Genomic DNA, 15,259 nt, shown 5'->3' with positions numbered 1-15,259 from the left:
TGCTCAGGCCTCCTGCGTCAGAACGAGAACGGGATGTAGCAGGCCGCCGCCAGGATCAGCGCGCCCCAGCCCAGCAGTGCCGGCCTGCGGTACCACGCGTCGTCGCCCACGGCCGGGGGCTCGGCCATGCCGGGGGAGACGGTGCCGTAGACCAGGCCCTGGAGGTCCTCCGCCGGTTTGGGGGCCGTGAAGAGGGAGACCGCGACCATCACCACCGCGCCGGCCACGAAGCCCGCGATCGCCGAGACGAAGTTGGCTCCCTGGTCGGAGGGGATGGCGATGATCCCCTGCTTGTAGATGACGAAGTAGTTGACCATCGCCGCCGTCGTGCCTGCCAACAGGCCCCAGAAACCCGACTTCGCCGACGCGCGCTTCCAGAACATGCCGACGATGAAGGCCACGAACATCGGCACGTTGAAGAAGGAGAAGAGGGTCTGCAGGTAGGCCATGATGTTGGAGAAGGACGACGCCAGGAACGCCGTGCCGATCGACGCCAGGACGCCGATCACCGTGATCAGGCGGCCGAAGCGGACGTAGTAGGAGTCCTCCCGGTCGGTCACGACGTACCGCCGCCAGATGTCCGACGTGAACACCGTGTTGAACGACGAGACGTTGGCCGCCATGCCCGCCATGAAGGCCGCCAGGAGCCCCGTCACCGCGATGCCCAGCACGCCGTTCGGCAGCAGTTCCTGCATCAGGTACGGGACCGCGTCGTTGTACTGGAGGTTCGAGCCGCTCGTGCCGATCCTGGGCACCAGGACGGCCGCCACCAGGCCCGGGATCATCACCAGGAAGACGATGAAGATCTTGGGGAACGCCGCGATGAGCGGGGTGCGCTGGGCCGCCGACAGGTTCTTCGCCGAGAGCGCGCGCTGCACCTCCGCGAAGTTCGTCGTCCAGTAGCCGAAGGAGAGGACGAAGCCGAGGCCGAGGACGATGGTCAGCCAGTTCGCGCCGAGCGGGTTCACATGGCCGATGCCCGTACCGCCCCAGGCGGTGGTGAAGTCACTGCCGTGCGTCTTGTCGAGCGAGTGGGTCAGGCCGTCCCAGCCGCCGACCCGCTTCAGACCGAGCGCGGCGATCGGGATCAGGGCCGCGAGGATCACGAAGAACTGCAGCACCTCGTTGTAGATCGCCGAGGACAGGCCGCCGAGCGTGATGTACGCCAGGACGAAGAAGCCCGCGATCACGATCGCCACCCACTGCGGCCAGCCGAGCAGCGCCTCGACCACGATCGCCAGTGAGTACAGGTTGACGCCCGCGATCAGGATCGCCGCGAAGGCGAACAGGATCGAACTCAGCAGGTGCGCCGCCTTGTCGAAGCGAAGGAGCAGGAACTCCGGGACCGAGCGGACCTTCGAGCCGTAGTAGAACGGCATCATCACCAGGCCCAGGAACACCATGGCGGGGATCGCGCCGATCCAGTACCAGTGCACGGTGTAGACGCCGTACTGCGCGCTGTTCGCGGCCATCCCCAGGATCTCGGTCGCGCCGAGGTTGGCGGAGATGAACGCGAGGCCGGTGATCCAGGCGGGCAGCGACCGCCCGGAGAGGAAGAAGTCGAGGCTGGTTTTGACCGAGGCCTTGGCGGCGAAACCGATGCCGAGCACGACGACGAAGTAGATGCCGAGGATCGTGTAGTCGAGCCCGTTCGTGGGGAGCCGGAGCCCTGCGGCGAGGTATGTGGGGGCATGCATGCCCGTATCCATGCCCCATGAGCCCCATGACGCTGCCCAAGCTTCACAGACACCCCCCAAACCCCCGCAGGCATTGACGTTCCTGTTGCTTTGTGGTTTGTTGTGTTCGGTTCTGTTTGATGGTTGGGTGTGGTGTGGATGAGGAGTCCAGCGGTGAAGAAGACCTCGACCCGGCTTGCTGACGGTCGTGAGCTGATCTACTACGACTCGGGCGACAGCGCGGTGCGCGACGCGGTGGACCGCCGCCCGCTGGAGCCCACCGTCACCAGCTCCCAGGTGCGCCGGGACCCGCTCCTCGGCGACTCGGTCGCGATCGCCTCGCACCGCCAGGGGCGCACCTACCACCCCCCGGCGAACGAGTGCCCCCTGTGCCCCTCGCAGGGCGACCGGCTGAGCGAGATCCCGGACTCCTCGTACGACGTGGTCGTCTTCGAGAATCGTTTCCCCTCGCTCGCCGGCGACTCCGGGCGCTGCGAGGTCGTCTGCTTCACCTCCGACCACGACTCGTCCTTCGCCGACCTCACCGAGGAGCAGGCGGGCCTCGTCCTGGAGGCGTGGACGGACCGCACGGCGGAGCTGTCCCACCTCTCCTCCGTCGAACAGGTCTTCTGTTTCGAGAACCGCGGTGAGGAGATCGGCGTCACCCTCGGCCACCCGCACGGGCAGATCTACGCCTACCCGTTCACCACCCCGCGTACGGCCCTGATGCTGCGCTCGGTGGCCGCGCACAAGGAGGCCACCGGCGGCCAGAACCTCTTCGACGACGTCGTCGCACGCGAACTCGCCGAGGGCGACCGGATCGTCCTGGAGACCGAGCGGTGGGTCGCCTTCGTGCCGTACGCCGCGCACTGGCCCTACGAGGTCCACCTCTACCCCAAGCGGCGGGTGCCCGACCTGCTCGGGCTCGACGAGGAGGCGCGCACAGAGTTCCCCCAGGTCTATCTGGAACTCTTGAGGCGCTTCGACCGGATCTTCGGTGAGGGGGAGCCTCCGACGCCGTACATCGCCGCCTGGCACCAGGCGCCGTTCGGCGCGCTGGCGGAGTTCGAGGGTGTGAGCAGGGACGACTTCGCGCTTCACCTCGAGCTTTTCACCATTCGCCGCACTTCCGGCAAGCTGAAGTTCCTCGCGGGTTCCGAGTCCGGCATGAGCGTGTTCATCAACGACGTGCCGCCGGAAACCGCGGCCCAGCGACTGCGAGAGGTAGCGAGTTCATGAGTGGGAAGTACCTGGTCACGGGTGGCGCGGGCTATGTCGGCAGCGTGGTCGCGCAGCATCTGATCGAGGCCGGTCACGAGGTGACGGTCCTCGACAACCTGTCGACGGGCTTCCGCGAGGGTGTCCCGGCGGGGGCCGCTTTCATCGAGGGCGACATCCGCGACGCCGGTAAGTGGCTGGACTCCTCGTACGACGCCGTGCTGCACTTCGCCGCGTTCTCGCAGGTCGGCGAGTCCGTCGTGAAGCCCGAGAAGTACTGGGACAACAACGTCGGCGGCACCATGGCGCTGCTCGCGGCGATGCGCGAGGCGGGCGTGCGCAAGCTGGTCTTCTCCTCCACGGCCGCCACGTACGGCGAGCCGGAGCAGACCCCGATCGTCGAGTCCGCGCCGACGAGGCCCACCAACCCCTACGGCGCCTCCAAGCTCGCCGTCGACCACATGATCACCGGCGAGGCGGCGGCCCACGGACTGGGCGCGGTGTCGCTGCGCTACTTCAACGTGGCCGGCGCGTACGGGGCGCAGGGCGAGCGCCACGACCCCGAGTCGCACCTCATCCCGCTCGTCCTCCAGGTCGCGCAGGGGCGGCGGGAGGCGATCTCCGTCTTCGGCGACGACTACCCGACGCCGGACGGCACCTGTGTCCGCGACTACATCCACGTGGCGGACCTGGCGGAGGCGCACCTGCTGGCCGTCGAGGCGGCCACCGCCGGTGAGCACCTCATCTGCAACCTCGGCAACGGCAACGGCTTCTCCGTCCGCGAGGTCATCGAGACCGTCCGCCAGGTCACGGGGCACCCGATCCCCGAGGTCGTGGCTCCGCGCCGGGCCGGGGACCCGGCCGTGCTCGTCGCCTCGGCGGCGACCGCGCGCGAGCGGCTCGGCTGGAACCCGTCCCGCGCGGATCTCGCGGGGATCGTCGCGGACGCGTGGGCGTTCGCTCAGAACAAGGAGCGGTAGGTAATTCGGTGGGCGTTCGCGAGGGGTTCGAGGAGCTGTACGGGACCGCACCGGAAGGCGTCTGGGCGGCGCCGGGGCGGGTCAACCTGATCGGCGAGTACACGGACTTCAACGAGGGGTTCGTGATGCCGCTCGCCCTGCCGCACACGGCGGTGGCGGCGGTGTCCCGGCGCACGGACGGGGTGCTGCGGCTGCACTCCGCCGACATCGAGGGCCCGGTCGTCGAACTGCATGTCGACGAGCTGGCGCCGCTGACCAACACCAGCTGGGCCGCGTACCCGGCGGGCGTGGTGTGGGCGCTGCGCGAGGCGGGGCACGCGGTGACGGGCGCGGACGTGCACCTCGCCTCGACCGTGCCGACGGGGGCGGGCCTGTCCTCCTCCGCCGCTCTGGAGGTCGTGACCGCGCTCGCCCTCGACGACCTGTACGAACTCGGCCTCACCGGGCCCGAACTGGCCCGGCTCGCCCAGCGCGCCGAGAACGACTTCGTCGGCGTGCCCTGCGGGATCATGGACCAGACGGCGTCCGCGTGCTGCACCGAGGGGCACGCCCTGCACCTCGACTGCCGCGATCTGTCCATCCGGCAGGTCCCCTTCGATCTGGCCTCCCAGGGGCTGGAGTTGCTGGTCGTCGACACGCGGGTGAAGCACGCGCTGGGCGACGGGGCGTACGCCGAGCGGCGCGAAGGGTGCGAGGAGGGCGCGCGGCAGCTCGGGGTCTCGCATCTGCGGGATGTCGCGTACGAGGAGCTCGACGCGGCGCTCGCGCGCCTGTCGGACGAGCGCGTACGCCGATACGTCCGCCACGTCGTCTCCGACGATCACCGGGTGGAGCGGGTCATCGCGCTGCTGGACGCCGGGGATGTCCGGGCCATCGGTCCGGTCCTCACGGACGGGCACGCCTCGCTCCGGGACGACCTGCGGATCTCCTGCGAGGAACTGGACCTGGTGGTCGCCACGGCCAACGCCGCGGGGGCGCTGGGTGCGCGGATGACGGGCGGCGGCTTCGGCGGCTCGGCGATCGTGCTGGTGGAGTCGGCGGATGTGGACACGGTGACGAAGGCGGTCACCGAGGCGTTCGGCTCCGCCGGTTATACGGCTCCTCGGGTCTTTCCGGCGGTGCCTTCGGCGGGCGCCCGGCGCTTGAGCTGACGCTCGGGTGCGTTCTTTGTCTGCGGGCTGTGGGGGCTGGGCGCGCAGTTCCTCGCGCCCCTAAAAGCTTCGGGGTGAACGGAGTTCGAGGACGAGGCAGTCCTGGTCAGGGCAAGCGTTTGGTCAGGGTGTATTCCGTGATTCCCGGCGGATAGTCGGGGATCACGCAGACCACCTTGTAGCCGTGTTTCCTGTAGAACTCGGGGGCCTGGAAGTCCCAGGTCTCCACGCGGGAGTCGCGGCAGCCGCGCTCCTCGTGGGCGAGGCGCTCGGCCTCGGCGAGGAGCCGGCCGCCGAGGCCCGAGCCGCGGTGGGGCGTGTCCACCCAGAGGTACGTCACGTGCAGCCACGTCGTCCAGGTGTGACCGACGAGGCCGCCCGCGAGTGCCCCGTCGGCGTCCAAGGCCCAGACGTGGAGCGGAAGTTCCCGTTCGGCAGGGGTGCCGCGCAGAGCGCGGAGGACCGGAGACGCCTGTGTGTTCGTGTCGCGCAGTCGCCGGCGGAGCAGATCACGCCGGTCTTTGTCGTCTCCTGTCTCCATACGAAACATACGGCTCACCATAAACGCGCTGGCCAATCAGTTCTGCAAATTGCCTTCCGCTGCCCGCCCCCGGTCGTACCCTGTGAACAGTGCCGGTGGGGGCCGGTGCTGATCAGGGGGCGAGACAGTCGGGTACGACGCCCGAAGTGGGGGTAGCAGTTCCAGCACGGCGGCGGCCGTGCGGCTGCGGCACTCCGTTTTCCGAGTTCGAGCGGGCTCGGGATCACTTCGGGTGTCGTACCTGCGCCGGTCCGTCCCCCGACCAGTGGGGGTATCAGTGGTTCGCATCCGTGTCCTGGTCGTCGACGACCACCGCATCTTCGCCGAGTCGCTCGCCGCCGCCCTGGCCGCCGAGCCCGACGTCGACGTGTCCGCCGCCGGCAGCGGCCCGGCCGCGCTGCGCTGCCTGGAGCGGGCGTCCGCGGAGGGCCGCAGATTCGACGTGCTGCTCGTCGACGCCGACCTGGGCGGCAATCTGCCCGGCGCCCGTCCTGCCGTACCGGTCCAGGAGGGCAACGAGGACGGGCTCGTCGACGGCATCTCGCTCGTGGCGGGCGTCCGTTCGGGGCAGCCGAGCGTGCGCATCGTCGTGCTCGCCGAGAAGGACGATCCGCGCCGCGCCGCCCTCGCACTGCAGGCCGGCGCCTCGGGGTGGGTCGCCAAGGACTGTTCCCTGTCGCGGCTCCTGACCGTCATACGGGGTGTGCTGCGCGACGAGACGCATCTGCCGCCCGCCCTGCTCACCGGCGTCCTGCGGGAGTTGACCGCCGCGCGCAAGCACCGCACCGAGAGCGAGCGGCTGGTCGAGTCGCTCACGCCGCGGGAGCGGGAAGTGCTGCGGTGCATGGTCGCGGGGCTGGGGCGCAAGGCCGTCGCGGAGAGGCTGTTCCTCTCCCCGCACACCGTCCGGACCCATATGCAGAACGTGCTGGGGAAGTTGGGCGTCCACTCGACGCTCGCCGCGGTCGCCCTCGCCCGCCGGGCCGGGGTCGGACCCGTCGACCTAGCCGGGGATGTTGTCGAACGGGGCGGTCAGCTGGCGTAGCAGGGACGCTAGTTCACCGCGCTGCGCCCTGCTGAGTTCGGCCAGGATCGCGCGCTCCTGGTCGAGGAGACCGGCGAGCGCCTGGTCGGCGCGGTCGCGTCCCTCGTCCGTGAGGCGCACGAGTACGCCCCGGCGGTCGCTCGGGTCCGGGAGGCGCTCCACCAGGCCCTTCTTCGTCAGCCGGTCGATGCGGTTGGTCATCGTGCCGGAGGTGACGAGCGTCTGCGTGAGCAGCTGGCCGGGGGAGAGCTGGTACGGGGAGCCCGCGCGCCGCAGTGCGGTCAGCACGTCGAACTCCCAGGGCTCCAGGCTGTGCTCGGAGAACGCCAGCCGCCGGGCGCGGTCCAGGTGCCGGGCGAGCCTGCTCACCCGGCTGAGTACCTCGAGCGGTTCCACGTCGAGGTCAGGGCGCTCCCGGCGCCATGCTGCGACCAGCCGATCGACCTCGTCCTCCATGACGATCAGTGTAGTGGTTGTGTCGACATGAAGTCTCTTGATATCAAGTCTCTTGACATCAAGATAAATGAAGGGGGAAAGTAGCAGACATGACTACTCCCACCTGGGACCCCGCCCAGTACCTGCGTCACGCCGGCCACCGCGCCCGCCCGTTCATCGACCTCCTCGCCCGGGTCCCCGACCTCCCCGGCACCCCGCCCCGCATCGCCGACCTCGGCTGCGGCCCGGGCAACGTGACCGCCCTCCTCGCCGACCGCTGGCCCACCGCGCACATCACCGGGTACGACAACTCCCCCGAGATGCTCGCCAGGACGCAGCCGTACGCGGGCCCCACCGCCGGCGGCGGACGCCTCGACTTCGCCCACGCGGACGCGGCGACCTGGGCGCCTACGCAGACGTACGACCTGATCGTGTCGAACGCGGCGCTGCAGTGGGTGCCCGGGCATCTGGAGCGCTTCCGCGACTGGGTGGCCGCGCTGGCGTCCGGCGGCACCTTCGCCTTCCAGATCCCCGACAACATCGACGCGCCCCTGCACGCCCTGATGCGCGAGCTCGCCGCCTCCGCCCGCTGGAAGGACCGCCTCGAAGACGTCCTGCGGCACGAGGACTCCGTCCACGAACCGCTGGTCTACCTGGACCGGCTCGCCCGCCTCGGCTGCGAGACGGACGTCTGGCAGACGACGTACGAGCAGATCCTGACCGGTGAGGATCCGGTACTGGACTGGGTGAAGGGCACGGGGCTGCGCCCGGTGCTGACGGCCCTCGCCGACGACCCGGACGCCCGCGACGCCTTCGTCAGCGAATACCGCGACCTGCTGCGCGACGCCTACCCGACGGCCCCGTACGGCACGGTGCTGCCCTTCCGCCGCCTGTTCGCCGTGGCGCACAAGGAAGCGTGAGCGGATGCTCGCCGCCGTCGACCACGTCCAGCTCGCGGCCCCGCCCGGCACGGAGGACCTCCTGCGCGTGTACTACGTCGAGGCTCTCGGCATGACCGAGATCCCCAAACCACCCGCCCTCGCCGCCCGCGGCGGCTGCTGGTTCCGGGCAGGGGCCGTGCAACTGCACCTGGGAATCGAGAAGGACTTCCGGCCCGCGAAAAAGGCCCACCCCGGGCTGCGCGTCACCGGCATCGATGCGTTCGCCGCCCGCCTGCGGGCCCACGAGGCCGAGGTCACCTGGGACGACAACCTCCCCGGCCACCGCCGCTTCTACTCCGAGGACCCCGTCGGCAACCGACTGGAGTTCCTGCAGCCACACGGATCCGCGGAACAACCCGGCTCCCGTTCGCAGGAGCGGCTCGGGTCCTAGGACTTGCGATGACCGATCAAGCGCGGCTTCGGCTCCAGACCGTCCAGTCCGTGCCAGGCCAGGTTCACCAGATGGGCCGCCACCTCCGCCTTACGGGGCTTGCGGACGTCCAGCCACCACTGGCCCGTCAGGGCGACCATGCCGACCAGGGCCTGGGCGTAGAGGGGAGCCAGTTTCGGGTCGAAGCCACGCAGCTTGAACTCCCGGCCCAGGATGTCCTCCACCTGGGTGGCGATGTCCGAGATCAGCGACGCGAAGGAACCCGTCGACTGGGGAATGGGCGAGTCACGGACCAGGATCCGGAAGCCGTCCGTGTACTCCTCGATGTAGTCCAGAAGAGCGAACGCGGCCTGCTCGCACAACTCGCGGGGGTGACCGGCGGTGAGAGAGCCGGTCACCATGTCCAGCAGACGGCGCATCTCGCGGTCCACCACCACCGCGTACAGCCCCTCCTTGCCGCCGAAATGCTCGTAGACCACCGGCTTGGAGACGCCGGCCTTCGCCGCGATCTCCTCCACCGACGTCCCCTCGAAGCCCTTCGCCGCGAACAGGGTGCGACCGATCTCCAGCAGCTGCTGACGACGCTCCGCACCGGTCATGCGGGTGCGGCGCGCACGCCGCGGCTTTTCACTGCTGCTCGGGGTGCTGCTGGAGTCGGTCGCCACGCCGTCAATCATGCCGCTTCAGCGGATTCCGTCTCGCCCCGGGAGGCTGACCCGTCCGTGTTGCGCTTCGAATCGATACGCGAGCGTGACGGCCAGCGCACGTCGTACGCCCAGCCGAGCTGCTCGCACCAGCGGATGATCCGCGCCGAGGAGTCGACCTGGCCGCGCTGCACGCCGTGCCGCGCCGACGTCGGGTCGGCGTGGTGCAGGTTGTGCCAGGACTCACCGCAGGACAGCACGGCCAGCCACCACACATTGCCCGAGCGGTCCCGCGACTTGAACGGCCGCTTCCCCACCGCGTGACAGATCGAGTTGATCGACCAGGTGACGTGGTGCAGCAGCGCCACCCGCACGAGAGAGCCCCAGAAGAAGCCGGTGAACGCGCCCCACCAGGACATCGTCGCCAGACCGCCGATCAGCGGGGGGAGCGCGAGGGACAGCATCGTCCAGTAGATGAAATGGCGCGAGATCGCGCGGATCGCCGGGTCCCTGATCAGGTCCGGCGCGTACTTCTCCTGCGGCGTCCGCTCCTCGTCGAACATCCAGCCGATGTGCGCCCACCACAGGCCCTTCATCAGGGCCGGCACCGTCTCCCCGTAGCGCCACGGCGAGTGAGGGTCACCCTCGGCGTCGGAGAACTTGTGGTGCTTGCGATGGTCGGCGACCCAGCGGACCACAGGGCCCTCGACCGCCATCGAACCGGCGATCGCCAGCCCGATCCGCAGCGGGCGCTTCGCCTTGAAGGAGCCGTGCGTGAAGTAGCGGTGGTAGCCGATCGTGACGCCGTGGCAACCCAGGTAGTAGAAGAAGACCAGCAGGCCGATGTCCAGCCAGCTCACCCCCCGGCCCCAGGCCAGCGGCACCGCTGCCACGAGGGCTACGAACGGAACAGCGATGAAGAGAAGCAGCGTGATCTGTTCGAGTGACCCCTTTCGCTCGCCACCGAGCGTGGCGGCGGGGAGCGAGGCGTCGTCGGGCGACCGCGGGGCGTCGTCGATCACGTCGGAACTCGTGGGCATGAGCATCCCCTTGTGGGGTTCGAGGGCGGGGGAGGTGGCCGGTTACGGGATCTCAGGGTCCTCCTGCCAGCTGACGGGAGGCCCTACGCATCCGTAACTTACGGCGTCGTAAGTATGGCAGCGCGCAGCCTGGCGGCAAGAGCCCAACAGCCTGCGCGTCCGCATGGACACCTATCCTTGGATTCGGTCGGACAGCGCGGTCCGTTCTGTTTTCTTCCCGGATGCCACGTCCCTAAGCGGCACCCCGCCGCGCGGCCACCATCCGGGTTCCCTCCCTGACGAGCTTCAGACGAGCTTCCACACTCTTCAGCCGAGCTTCCACACTGCAAGGAGCCGCACCTGTGAGCAGTGCCGACGACCAGACCACGACGACCAGCAGCGAGCTGCGCGCCGACATCCGCCGCCTGGGTGACCTGCTCGGTGAGACCCTCGTCCGTCAGGAGGGCCCCGAGCTCCTGGAACTGGTCGAGAAGGTCCGCCGCCTGACCCGCGAGGACGGCGAGGCAGCCGCCGAGCTGCTGCGCGGCACCGAACTGGAGACCGCGGCCAAGCTGGTCCGCGCCTTCTCCACGTACTTCCATCTGGCGAATGTCACCGAGCAGGTGCACCGCGGCCGCGAGCTGCGCGCCAAGCGGGCCGCCGAGGGCGGACTCCTCGCCCGAACGGCGGACCGGCTCAAGGACGCCGACCCCGAACACCTCAAGCAGACCGTCAAGAACCTGAATGTCCGCCCGGTCTTCACCGCCCACCCGACGGAAGCCGCCCGCCGTTCGGTCCTCAACAAGCTGCGCCGTATCGCCGCACTCCTCGAGACCCCCGTCATCGAGGCAGACCGCCGCCGCTACGACACCCGGCTGGCCGAGAACATCGACCTGGTGTGGCAGACGGACGAACTGCGCGTGGTCCGCCCGGAGCCCGCGGACGAGGCCCGCAACGCCATCTACTACCTGGACGAACTGCACGCCGGCGCGGTGGGCGACGTACTGGAGGATCTCACCGCGGAGCTGGAGCGCGTCGGTGTACGGCTCCCGGACGACACCCGGCCGCTCACCTTCGGCACCTGGATCGGCGGCGACCGCGACGGCAACCCGAACGTCACCCCGGCCGTCACCTGGGACGTCCTGATCCTCCAGCACGAACACGGCATCAACGACGCCCTGGACGTCATCGACGAACTCCGCGGCTTCCTCTCCAACTCCATCCGCTACACCGGCGCCACCGAGGAGCTCCTCGAATCCCTCCAGCGCGACCTGGAGCGCCTCCCCGAGATCAGCCCCCGCTACAAGCGCCTCAACGCCGAGGAGCCCTACCGGCTCAAGGCCACCTGCATCCGGCAGAAGCTGGAGAACACCAAGCACCGCCTCGCCACGGGCACCCCGCACGAGGAGGGCCGCGACTACCTCGGCACCGGCGAACTCCTGCGCGACCTCACCCTCATCCAGACCTCGCTGCGCGAGCACCGCGGCGCCCTCTTCGCCGACGGCCGGATGAACCGCACCATCCGCACCCTGGCCGCCTTCGGCCTCCAGCTCGCCACCATGGACGTACGCGAGCACGCCGACGCCCACCACCACGCCCTCGGCCAGCTGTTCGACCGCCTCGGCGAGGAATCCTGGCGCTACGTCGACATGCCCCGCGACTACCGCGCCAAGCTCCTCGCCAAGGAACTCCGCTCCCGTCGCCCGCTCGCCCCGACCCCCGCGCCCCTCGACGCCGCCGGCGAGAAGACCCTCGGCGTCTTCGGGACGGTCAAGAAGGCCCTGGAGATCTTCGGACCCGAGGTCATCGAGTCGTACATCATCTCGATGTGCCAGGGCGCCGACGACGTGTTCGCCGCGACCGTACTCGCGCGAGAGGCCGGCCTGCTCGACCTGCACGCCGGCTGGGCCAAGATCGGCATCGTCCCGCTCCTGGAGACGACGGACGAGCTGAAGGCCGCCGACACGATCCTCGAGGACATGCTCTCCGACCCCTCCTACCGCCGCCTCGTGGCGCTGCGCGGGGACGTCCAGGAGGTCATGCTCGGCTACTCCGACTCCTCGAAGTTCGGCGGCATCACGACCAGCCAGTGGGAGATCCACCGAGCCCAGCGCCGCCTGCGCGACGTCGCCCACCGCTACGGCGTACGCCTGCGTCTCTTCCACGGCCGCGGCGGCACCGTCGGCCGCGGCGGCGGCCCCTCCCACGACGCGATCCTCGCGCAGCCCTGGGGCACGCTGGAGGGCGAGATCAAGGTGACCGAGCAGGGCGAGGTCATCTCCGACAAGTACCTCGTGCCCTCGCTCGCCCGCGAGAACCTGGAACTCACCGTCGCAGCCACCCTCCAGGCCTCCGCCCTGCACACCGCCCCCCGCCAGTCCGACGAGGCGCTGGCCCGCTGGGACGCGGCCATGGACGTCGTCTCCGACGCCGCCCACAACGCCTACCGACGACTCGTCGAGGACCCGGACCTCCCGGCGTACTTCTTCGCCGCCACCCCCGTCGACCAGCTCGCCGACCTGCACCTCGGCTCGCGGCCCTCCCGCCGCCCCGACAGCGGCGCCGGCCTCGACGGCCTGAGGGCCATCCCCTGGGTCTTCGGCTGGACCCAGTCACGGCAGATCGTGCCCGGCTGGTTCGGCGTCGGCTCCGGCCTCAAGGCCCTGCGCGAGGCGGGCCTGCGGCAAGAAGGGGACACCGTGCTCGACGAGATGCACGAGCAGTGGCACTTCTTCCAGAACTTCCTCTCCAACGTCGAGATGACCCTCGCCAAGACCGACCTGCGGATCGCCCGCCACTACGTCGACACCCTCGTCCCCGACGACCTCAAGCACGTCTTCGCCACCATCGAGGCCGAACACGAGCTGACCGTCCGCGAGGTACTGCGCGTCACCGGCGGCAAGGAGCTCCTGGACACCAACCCGGTCCTCCAGCAGACCTTCTCCATCCGCGACGCCTACCTGGACCCGATCTCCTACCTCCAGGTCGCGCTCCTCAAGCGCCAGCGCGACGAGGCCGCGGCCGGCGCCGAGCCGGACCCGCTGCTCTCGCGCGCGCTGCTCCTGACGGTCAACGGTGTGGCGGCCGGACTGCGCAACACCGGCTGACGCCCGAGGCACTCACGCAAGAGGGGTGCCCCGCGTTCGTACGAACGCGGGGCACCCCTCTTGCACGAGCCCCTCGTTTCAAGCACCCGTCACTTCAAGACCAGGTCACAGAACCAGGAACGTGGCCGTCAGCTGCGCGATCCCCACCCCCGCCAGCACCCACGCCGCCCGCCGCAGCCGCAGGCCACCCGCCACCACCACCGAGGCGAGCAACAACGCGCCACCCAGCGGGACCCAGGCATAGAGAACGCCCGCCGGACCGCTACGGACGACATCACTGCTCCCGGGCTTCACGGTCACCGTGTACGTCCGGCCCTTGCGCACCGCGACCGCCTCGTCGATGGTGACGTGCGCCCGCGCCCGCGACCCCGTCGAGGTCGGCGCGTACGTCCCCGTACAGACATCGCCGGAGCACTCGCTCACGGTCATCGTCCCCTGCTCCCGGCCCTTGCTCAGCATCACGTGCTGGGCCGTGCCCCAGGAACCCCAGACGCCCGCGATCAGGATCAGCGCCGCGACCGTACCCATCGCCGCGAGCCGCCCGAACCGCAGCGCCGGATGTGCGCTCCGACGGGAGCCTCGATGTGCGGCGACGGCAGGCATGGCGGCGATCCTTGGCCATGGCTGCGCGCCCGGTCAACCCCGGCCGGTTCCGGCGGGCGACAAGTCGGCAGTTGTACGCGTACATCGACCGCCCCGGAGAACCGCTCAGGAGTTGTACGTGCCCTGCGCCCGCTCCAGCCCCTCGATGACGAGGCACTCCACGGCGTCCGAGGCCCGGTCCACGAAGTAGTCGAGTTCCTTGCGCTCCGCCGAGGAGAAGTCCTTCAGGACGAAGTCGGCGACCTGCATCCGCCCCGGAGGCCGCCCGATGCCGAACCGCACCCGGTGGTAGTCGGAGCCCATCGCCTTCGTCATCGACTTCAGCCCGTTGTGGCCGTTGTCGCCACCGCCGAGCTTCAGACGCAGGACGCCGTAGTCGATGTCCAGCTCGTCATGGATCGCGACGATGTTCGCCGTCGGCACCTTGTAGAAGTCCCGCAGCGCGGTCACCGGGCCGCCGGACAGGTTCATGTACGACATCGGCTTGGCCAGGATCACCCGGCGGTTCGCCGGGCCCGGCGGGCCGATACGCCCCTCGATCACCTGGGCCTGTGCCTTGCCGGCCCGCTTGAACCTGCCGCCGATCCGCTCCGCCAGCAGGTCGGCGACCATGAAGCCCACGTTGTGCCGGTTCATGGCGTACTCGGGGCCGGGGTTGCCGAGGCCCACGATCAGCCAGGGGGCGCCCGCATCGGTCGTCACGTCGGTGTCTCCCATGTGTCCTTGATACGCGGCAGCCGCCGCCCCCGAGGGGAGCGGCGGCTGACACAGATGAAGATTCCGGGGGAATCAGGCCGATCAGGCTTCGGCGGCCTCGGTGCCCGCGGCCTCGCCCTCGGCCGGCTCCTCGGCCTGGGCGGACAGGACCTGCAGGACGACCGCGTCCTCGTCGATCGCCAGCGTGGTGCCCTTGGGCAGCGGGATGTCCTTGGCGAGGATGGAGGCGCCGGCCTCAAGACCCGCGATGGAGACGGTGACCGACTCCGGGATGTGCGTGGCCTCGGCCTCGACCGTCAGCGTGTTCAGCACGTGCTCGAGCAGGAAGGAGCCCGGGGCCAGCTCGCCCTCGGTCTGGACGAAGACCTCGACGGTGACCTTCTCGCCGCGCTTCACGAGGAGCAGGTCGACGTGCTCGAGGAAGCCCTTGATGGCGTCGCGCTGGACGGCCTTCGGGATCGCGAGCTCGGTCTTGCCCTCGATGTCCAGGGTGAGCAGGACGTTCGGGGTACGCAGGGCGAGCTGCAGCTCGTGGCCCGGCAGCGTGATGTGGACGGGCTCGGTGCCGTGACCGTAGACCACGGCGGGAACCTTGCTGTCACGGCGGATGCGGCGGGCGGCGCCCTTGCCGAACTCGGTACGGGTCTCGGCGGCGAGCTTGATCTCGGACATGTGCACTCCTCGTAGAAATCTGGGGAAGGTGGTCACCCGGCCAAACAATCGGCCTGCTACGAAGAGCGCGTCGATAACGGACCGCCGCACAAAAAAGTGCGGCCTCCCTCGCCGAGCAA

The 15,259-nt window shown here is 69.7% G+C and carries 15 protein-coding genes; 7 read left to right on the top strand and 8 right to left on the bottom strand.

All coding sequences use genetic code 11. From position 1 onward, the window contains the following. Positions 1 to 17 precede the first annotated feature (17 nt). Positions 18 to 1,697 carry a sodium:solute symporter family protein gene (locus AQJ27_RS32420; protein WP_177324015.1) on the bottom strand — a complete coding sequence of 560 codons (1,680 nt, stop codon included), beginning with the start codon at positions 1,695 to 1,697 and terminating at the stop codon, positions 18 to 20. 153 nt (positions 1,698 to 1,850) lie between these two features. Here AQJ27_RS32420 and galT point away from each other — a divergent pair, with 153 nt between their 5' ends. The 3 genes from galT to galK are packed head-to-tail and all read left to right on the top strand — an operon-like array spanning position 1,851 to position 5,025. Then, on the top strand, positions 1,851 to 2,915 hold the full coding sequence (gene galT, locus AQJ27_RS32415) for a galactose-1-phosphate uridylyltransferase (RefSeq protein WP_067376240.1): 1,065 nt from the start codon (positions 1,851 to 1,853) through the stop codon (positions 2,913 to 2,915). Beyond that, entirely contained in the window at positions 2,912 to 3,874 is a 963-nt protein-coding gene (gene galE / locus AQJ27_RS32410; RefSeq protein WP_067376238.1) for a UDP-glucose 4-epimerase GalE, read from the top strand. Before galT ends, galE begins: the two co-directional genes overlap by 4 nt. Before the next feature lie 8 nt (positions 3,875 to 3,882). Beyond that, positions 3,883 to 5,025, top strand: a complete 1,143-nt coding sequence (gene galK, locus AQJ27_RS32405; protein ID WP_095854201.1) for a galactokinase — start codon at positions 3,883 to 3,885, stop codon at positions 5,023 to 5,025. Positions 5,026 to 5,131: 106 nt separating this feature from the next. Here the strand turns inward: galK and AQJ27_RS32400 are convergent, their stop codons facing one another. Continuing rightward, entirely contained in the window at positions 5,132 to 5,587 is a 456-nt protein-coding gene (locus AQJ27_RS32400; RefSeq protein ID WP_201264374.1) for a GNAT family N-acetyltransferase, read from the bottom strand. A gap of 256 nt (positions 5,588 to 5,843) precedes the next feature. On the opposite strand from AQJ27_RS32400, the gene AQJ27_RS32395 reads away from it, so the two are divergent. Next, positions 5,844 to 6,611 (top strand): LuxR C-terminal-related transcriptional regulator, encoded by a 768-nt coding sequence (locus AQJ27_RS32395; RefSeq protein ID WP_054233027.1) that lies wholly within the window; start codon positions 5,844 to 5,846, stop codon positions 6,609 to 6,611. Here the strand turns inward: AQJ27_RS32395 and tamR are convergent. Further along, entirely contained in the window at positions 6,570 to 7,067 is a 498-nt protein-coding gene (gene tamR / locus AQJ27_RS32390) for a MarR family transcriptional regulator TamR (protein ID WP_060901813.1), read from the bottom strand. The genes AQJ27_RS32395 and tamR overlap by 42 nt on opposite strands. A gap of 89 nt (positions 7,068 to 7,156) precedes the next feature. On the opposite strand from tamR, the gene AQJ27_RS32385 reads away from it, so the two are divergent. Next, positions 7,157 to 7,966 carry a trans-aconitate 2-methyltransferase gene (locus AQJ27_RS32385; RefSeq protein WP_067376226.1) on the top strand — a complete coding sequence of 270 codons (810 nt, stop codon included), beginning with the start codon at positions 7,157 to 7,159 and terminating at the stop codon, positions 7,964 to 7,966. A gap of 4 nt (positions 7,967 to 7,970) precedes the next feature. Continuing rightward, positions 7,971 to 8,378, top strand: a complete 408-nt coding sequence (locus AQJ27_RS32380; protein WP_067376225.1) for a VOC family protein — start codon at positions 7,971 to 7,973, stop codon at positions 8,376 to 8,378. On the opposite strand, the gene AQJ27_RS32375 is transcribed toward AQJ27_RS32380, so the two are convergent. Next, positions 8,375 to 9,055 carry a TetR/AcrR family transcriptional regulator gene (locus tag AQJ27_RS32375; protein ID WP_054233024.1) on the bottom strand — a complete coding sequence of 227 codons (681 nt, stop codon included), beginning with the start codon at positions 9,053 to 9,055 and terminating at the stop codon, positions 8,375 to 8,377. The two genes, AQJ27_RS32380 and AQJ27_RS32375, sit on opposite strands and share 4 nt — an antisense overlap. After that, positions 9,052 to 10,062 carry an acyl-CoA desaturase gene (locus AQJ27_RS32370; protein WP_067376540.1) on the bottom strand — a complete coding sequence of 337 codons (1,011 nt, stop codon included), beginning with the start codon at positions 10,060 to 10,062 and terminating at the stop codon, positions 9,052 to 9,054. The genes AQJ27_RS32375 and AQJ27_RS32370 overlap by 4 nt, the downstream gene beginning before the upstream one ends. 341 nt (positions 10,063 to 10,403) lie before the next feature. Here AQJ27_RS32370 and ppc point away from each other — a divergent pair, with 341 nt between their 5' ends. Then, the gene (ppc, locus tag AQJ27_RS32365; protein ID WP_067376223.1) at positions 10,404 to 13,148 is read left to right on the top strand and encodes a phosphoenolpyruvate carboxylase; all 2,745 of its coding nucleotides are present in this window, start codon (positions 10,404 to 10,406) and stop codon (positions 13,146 to 13,148) included. Between the two features lie 105 nt (positions 13,149 to 13,253). Here ppc and AQJ27_RS32360 read toward each other — a convergent pair whose 3' ends face one another. The 3 genes from AQJ27_RS32360 to AQJ27_RS32350 all read right to left on the bottom strand — a co-directional run bounded on the left by AQJ27_RS32360 (position 13,254) and on the right by AQJ27_RS32350 (position 15,140). Continuing rightward, the gene (locus tag AQJ27_RS32360; RefSeq protein ID WP_067376221.1) at positions 13,254 to 13,751 is read right to left on the bottom strand and encodes a hypothetical protein; all 498 of its coding nucleotides are present in this window, start codon (positions 13,749 to 13,751) and stop codon (positions 13,254 to 13,256) included. Positions 13,752 to 13,856: 105 nt separating this feature from the next. Continuing rightward, on the bottom strand, positions 13,857 to 14,468 hold the full coding sequence (gene pth, locus AQJ27_RS32355; RefSeq protein WP_067376219.1) for an aminoacyl-tRNA hydrolase: 612 nt from the start codon (positions 14,466 to 14,468) through the stop codon (positions 13,857 to 13,859). A gap of 81 nt (positions 14,469 to 14,549) precedes the next feature. After that, positions 14,550 to 15,140 (bottom strand): 50S ribosomal protein L25/general stress protein Ctc, encoded by a 591-nt coding sequence (locus AQJ27_RS32350; RefSeq protein ID WP_067376217.1) that lies wholly within the window; start codon positions 15,138 to 15,140, stop codon positions 14,550 to 14,552. Positions 15,141 to 15,259 lie beyond the last annotated feature (119 nt).

It is taken from the genome of Streptomyces olivochromogenes, from assembly GCF_001514115.1.
Classification (GTDB): domain Bacteria; phylum Actinomycetota; class Actinomycetes; order Streptomycetales; family Streptomycetaceae; genus Streptomyces; species Streptomyces olivochromogenes.
Note: the sequence above shows the minus strand (reverse complement) of the source record. Positions and strands in the feature narration are given on the sequence as shown.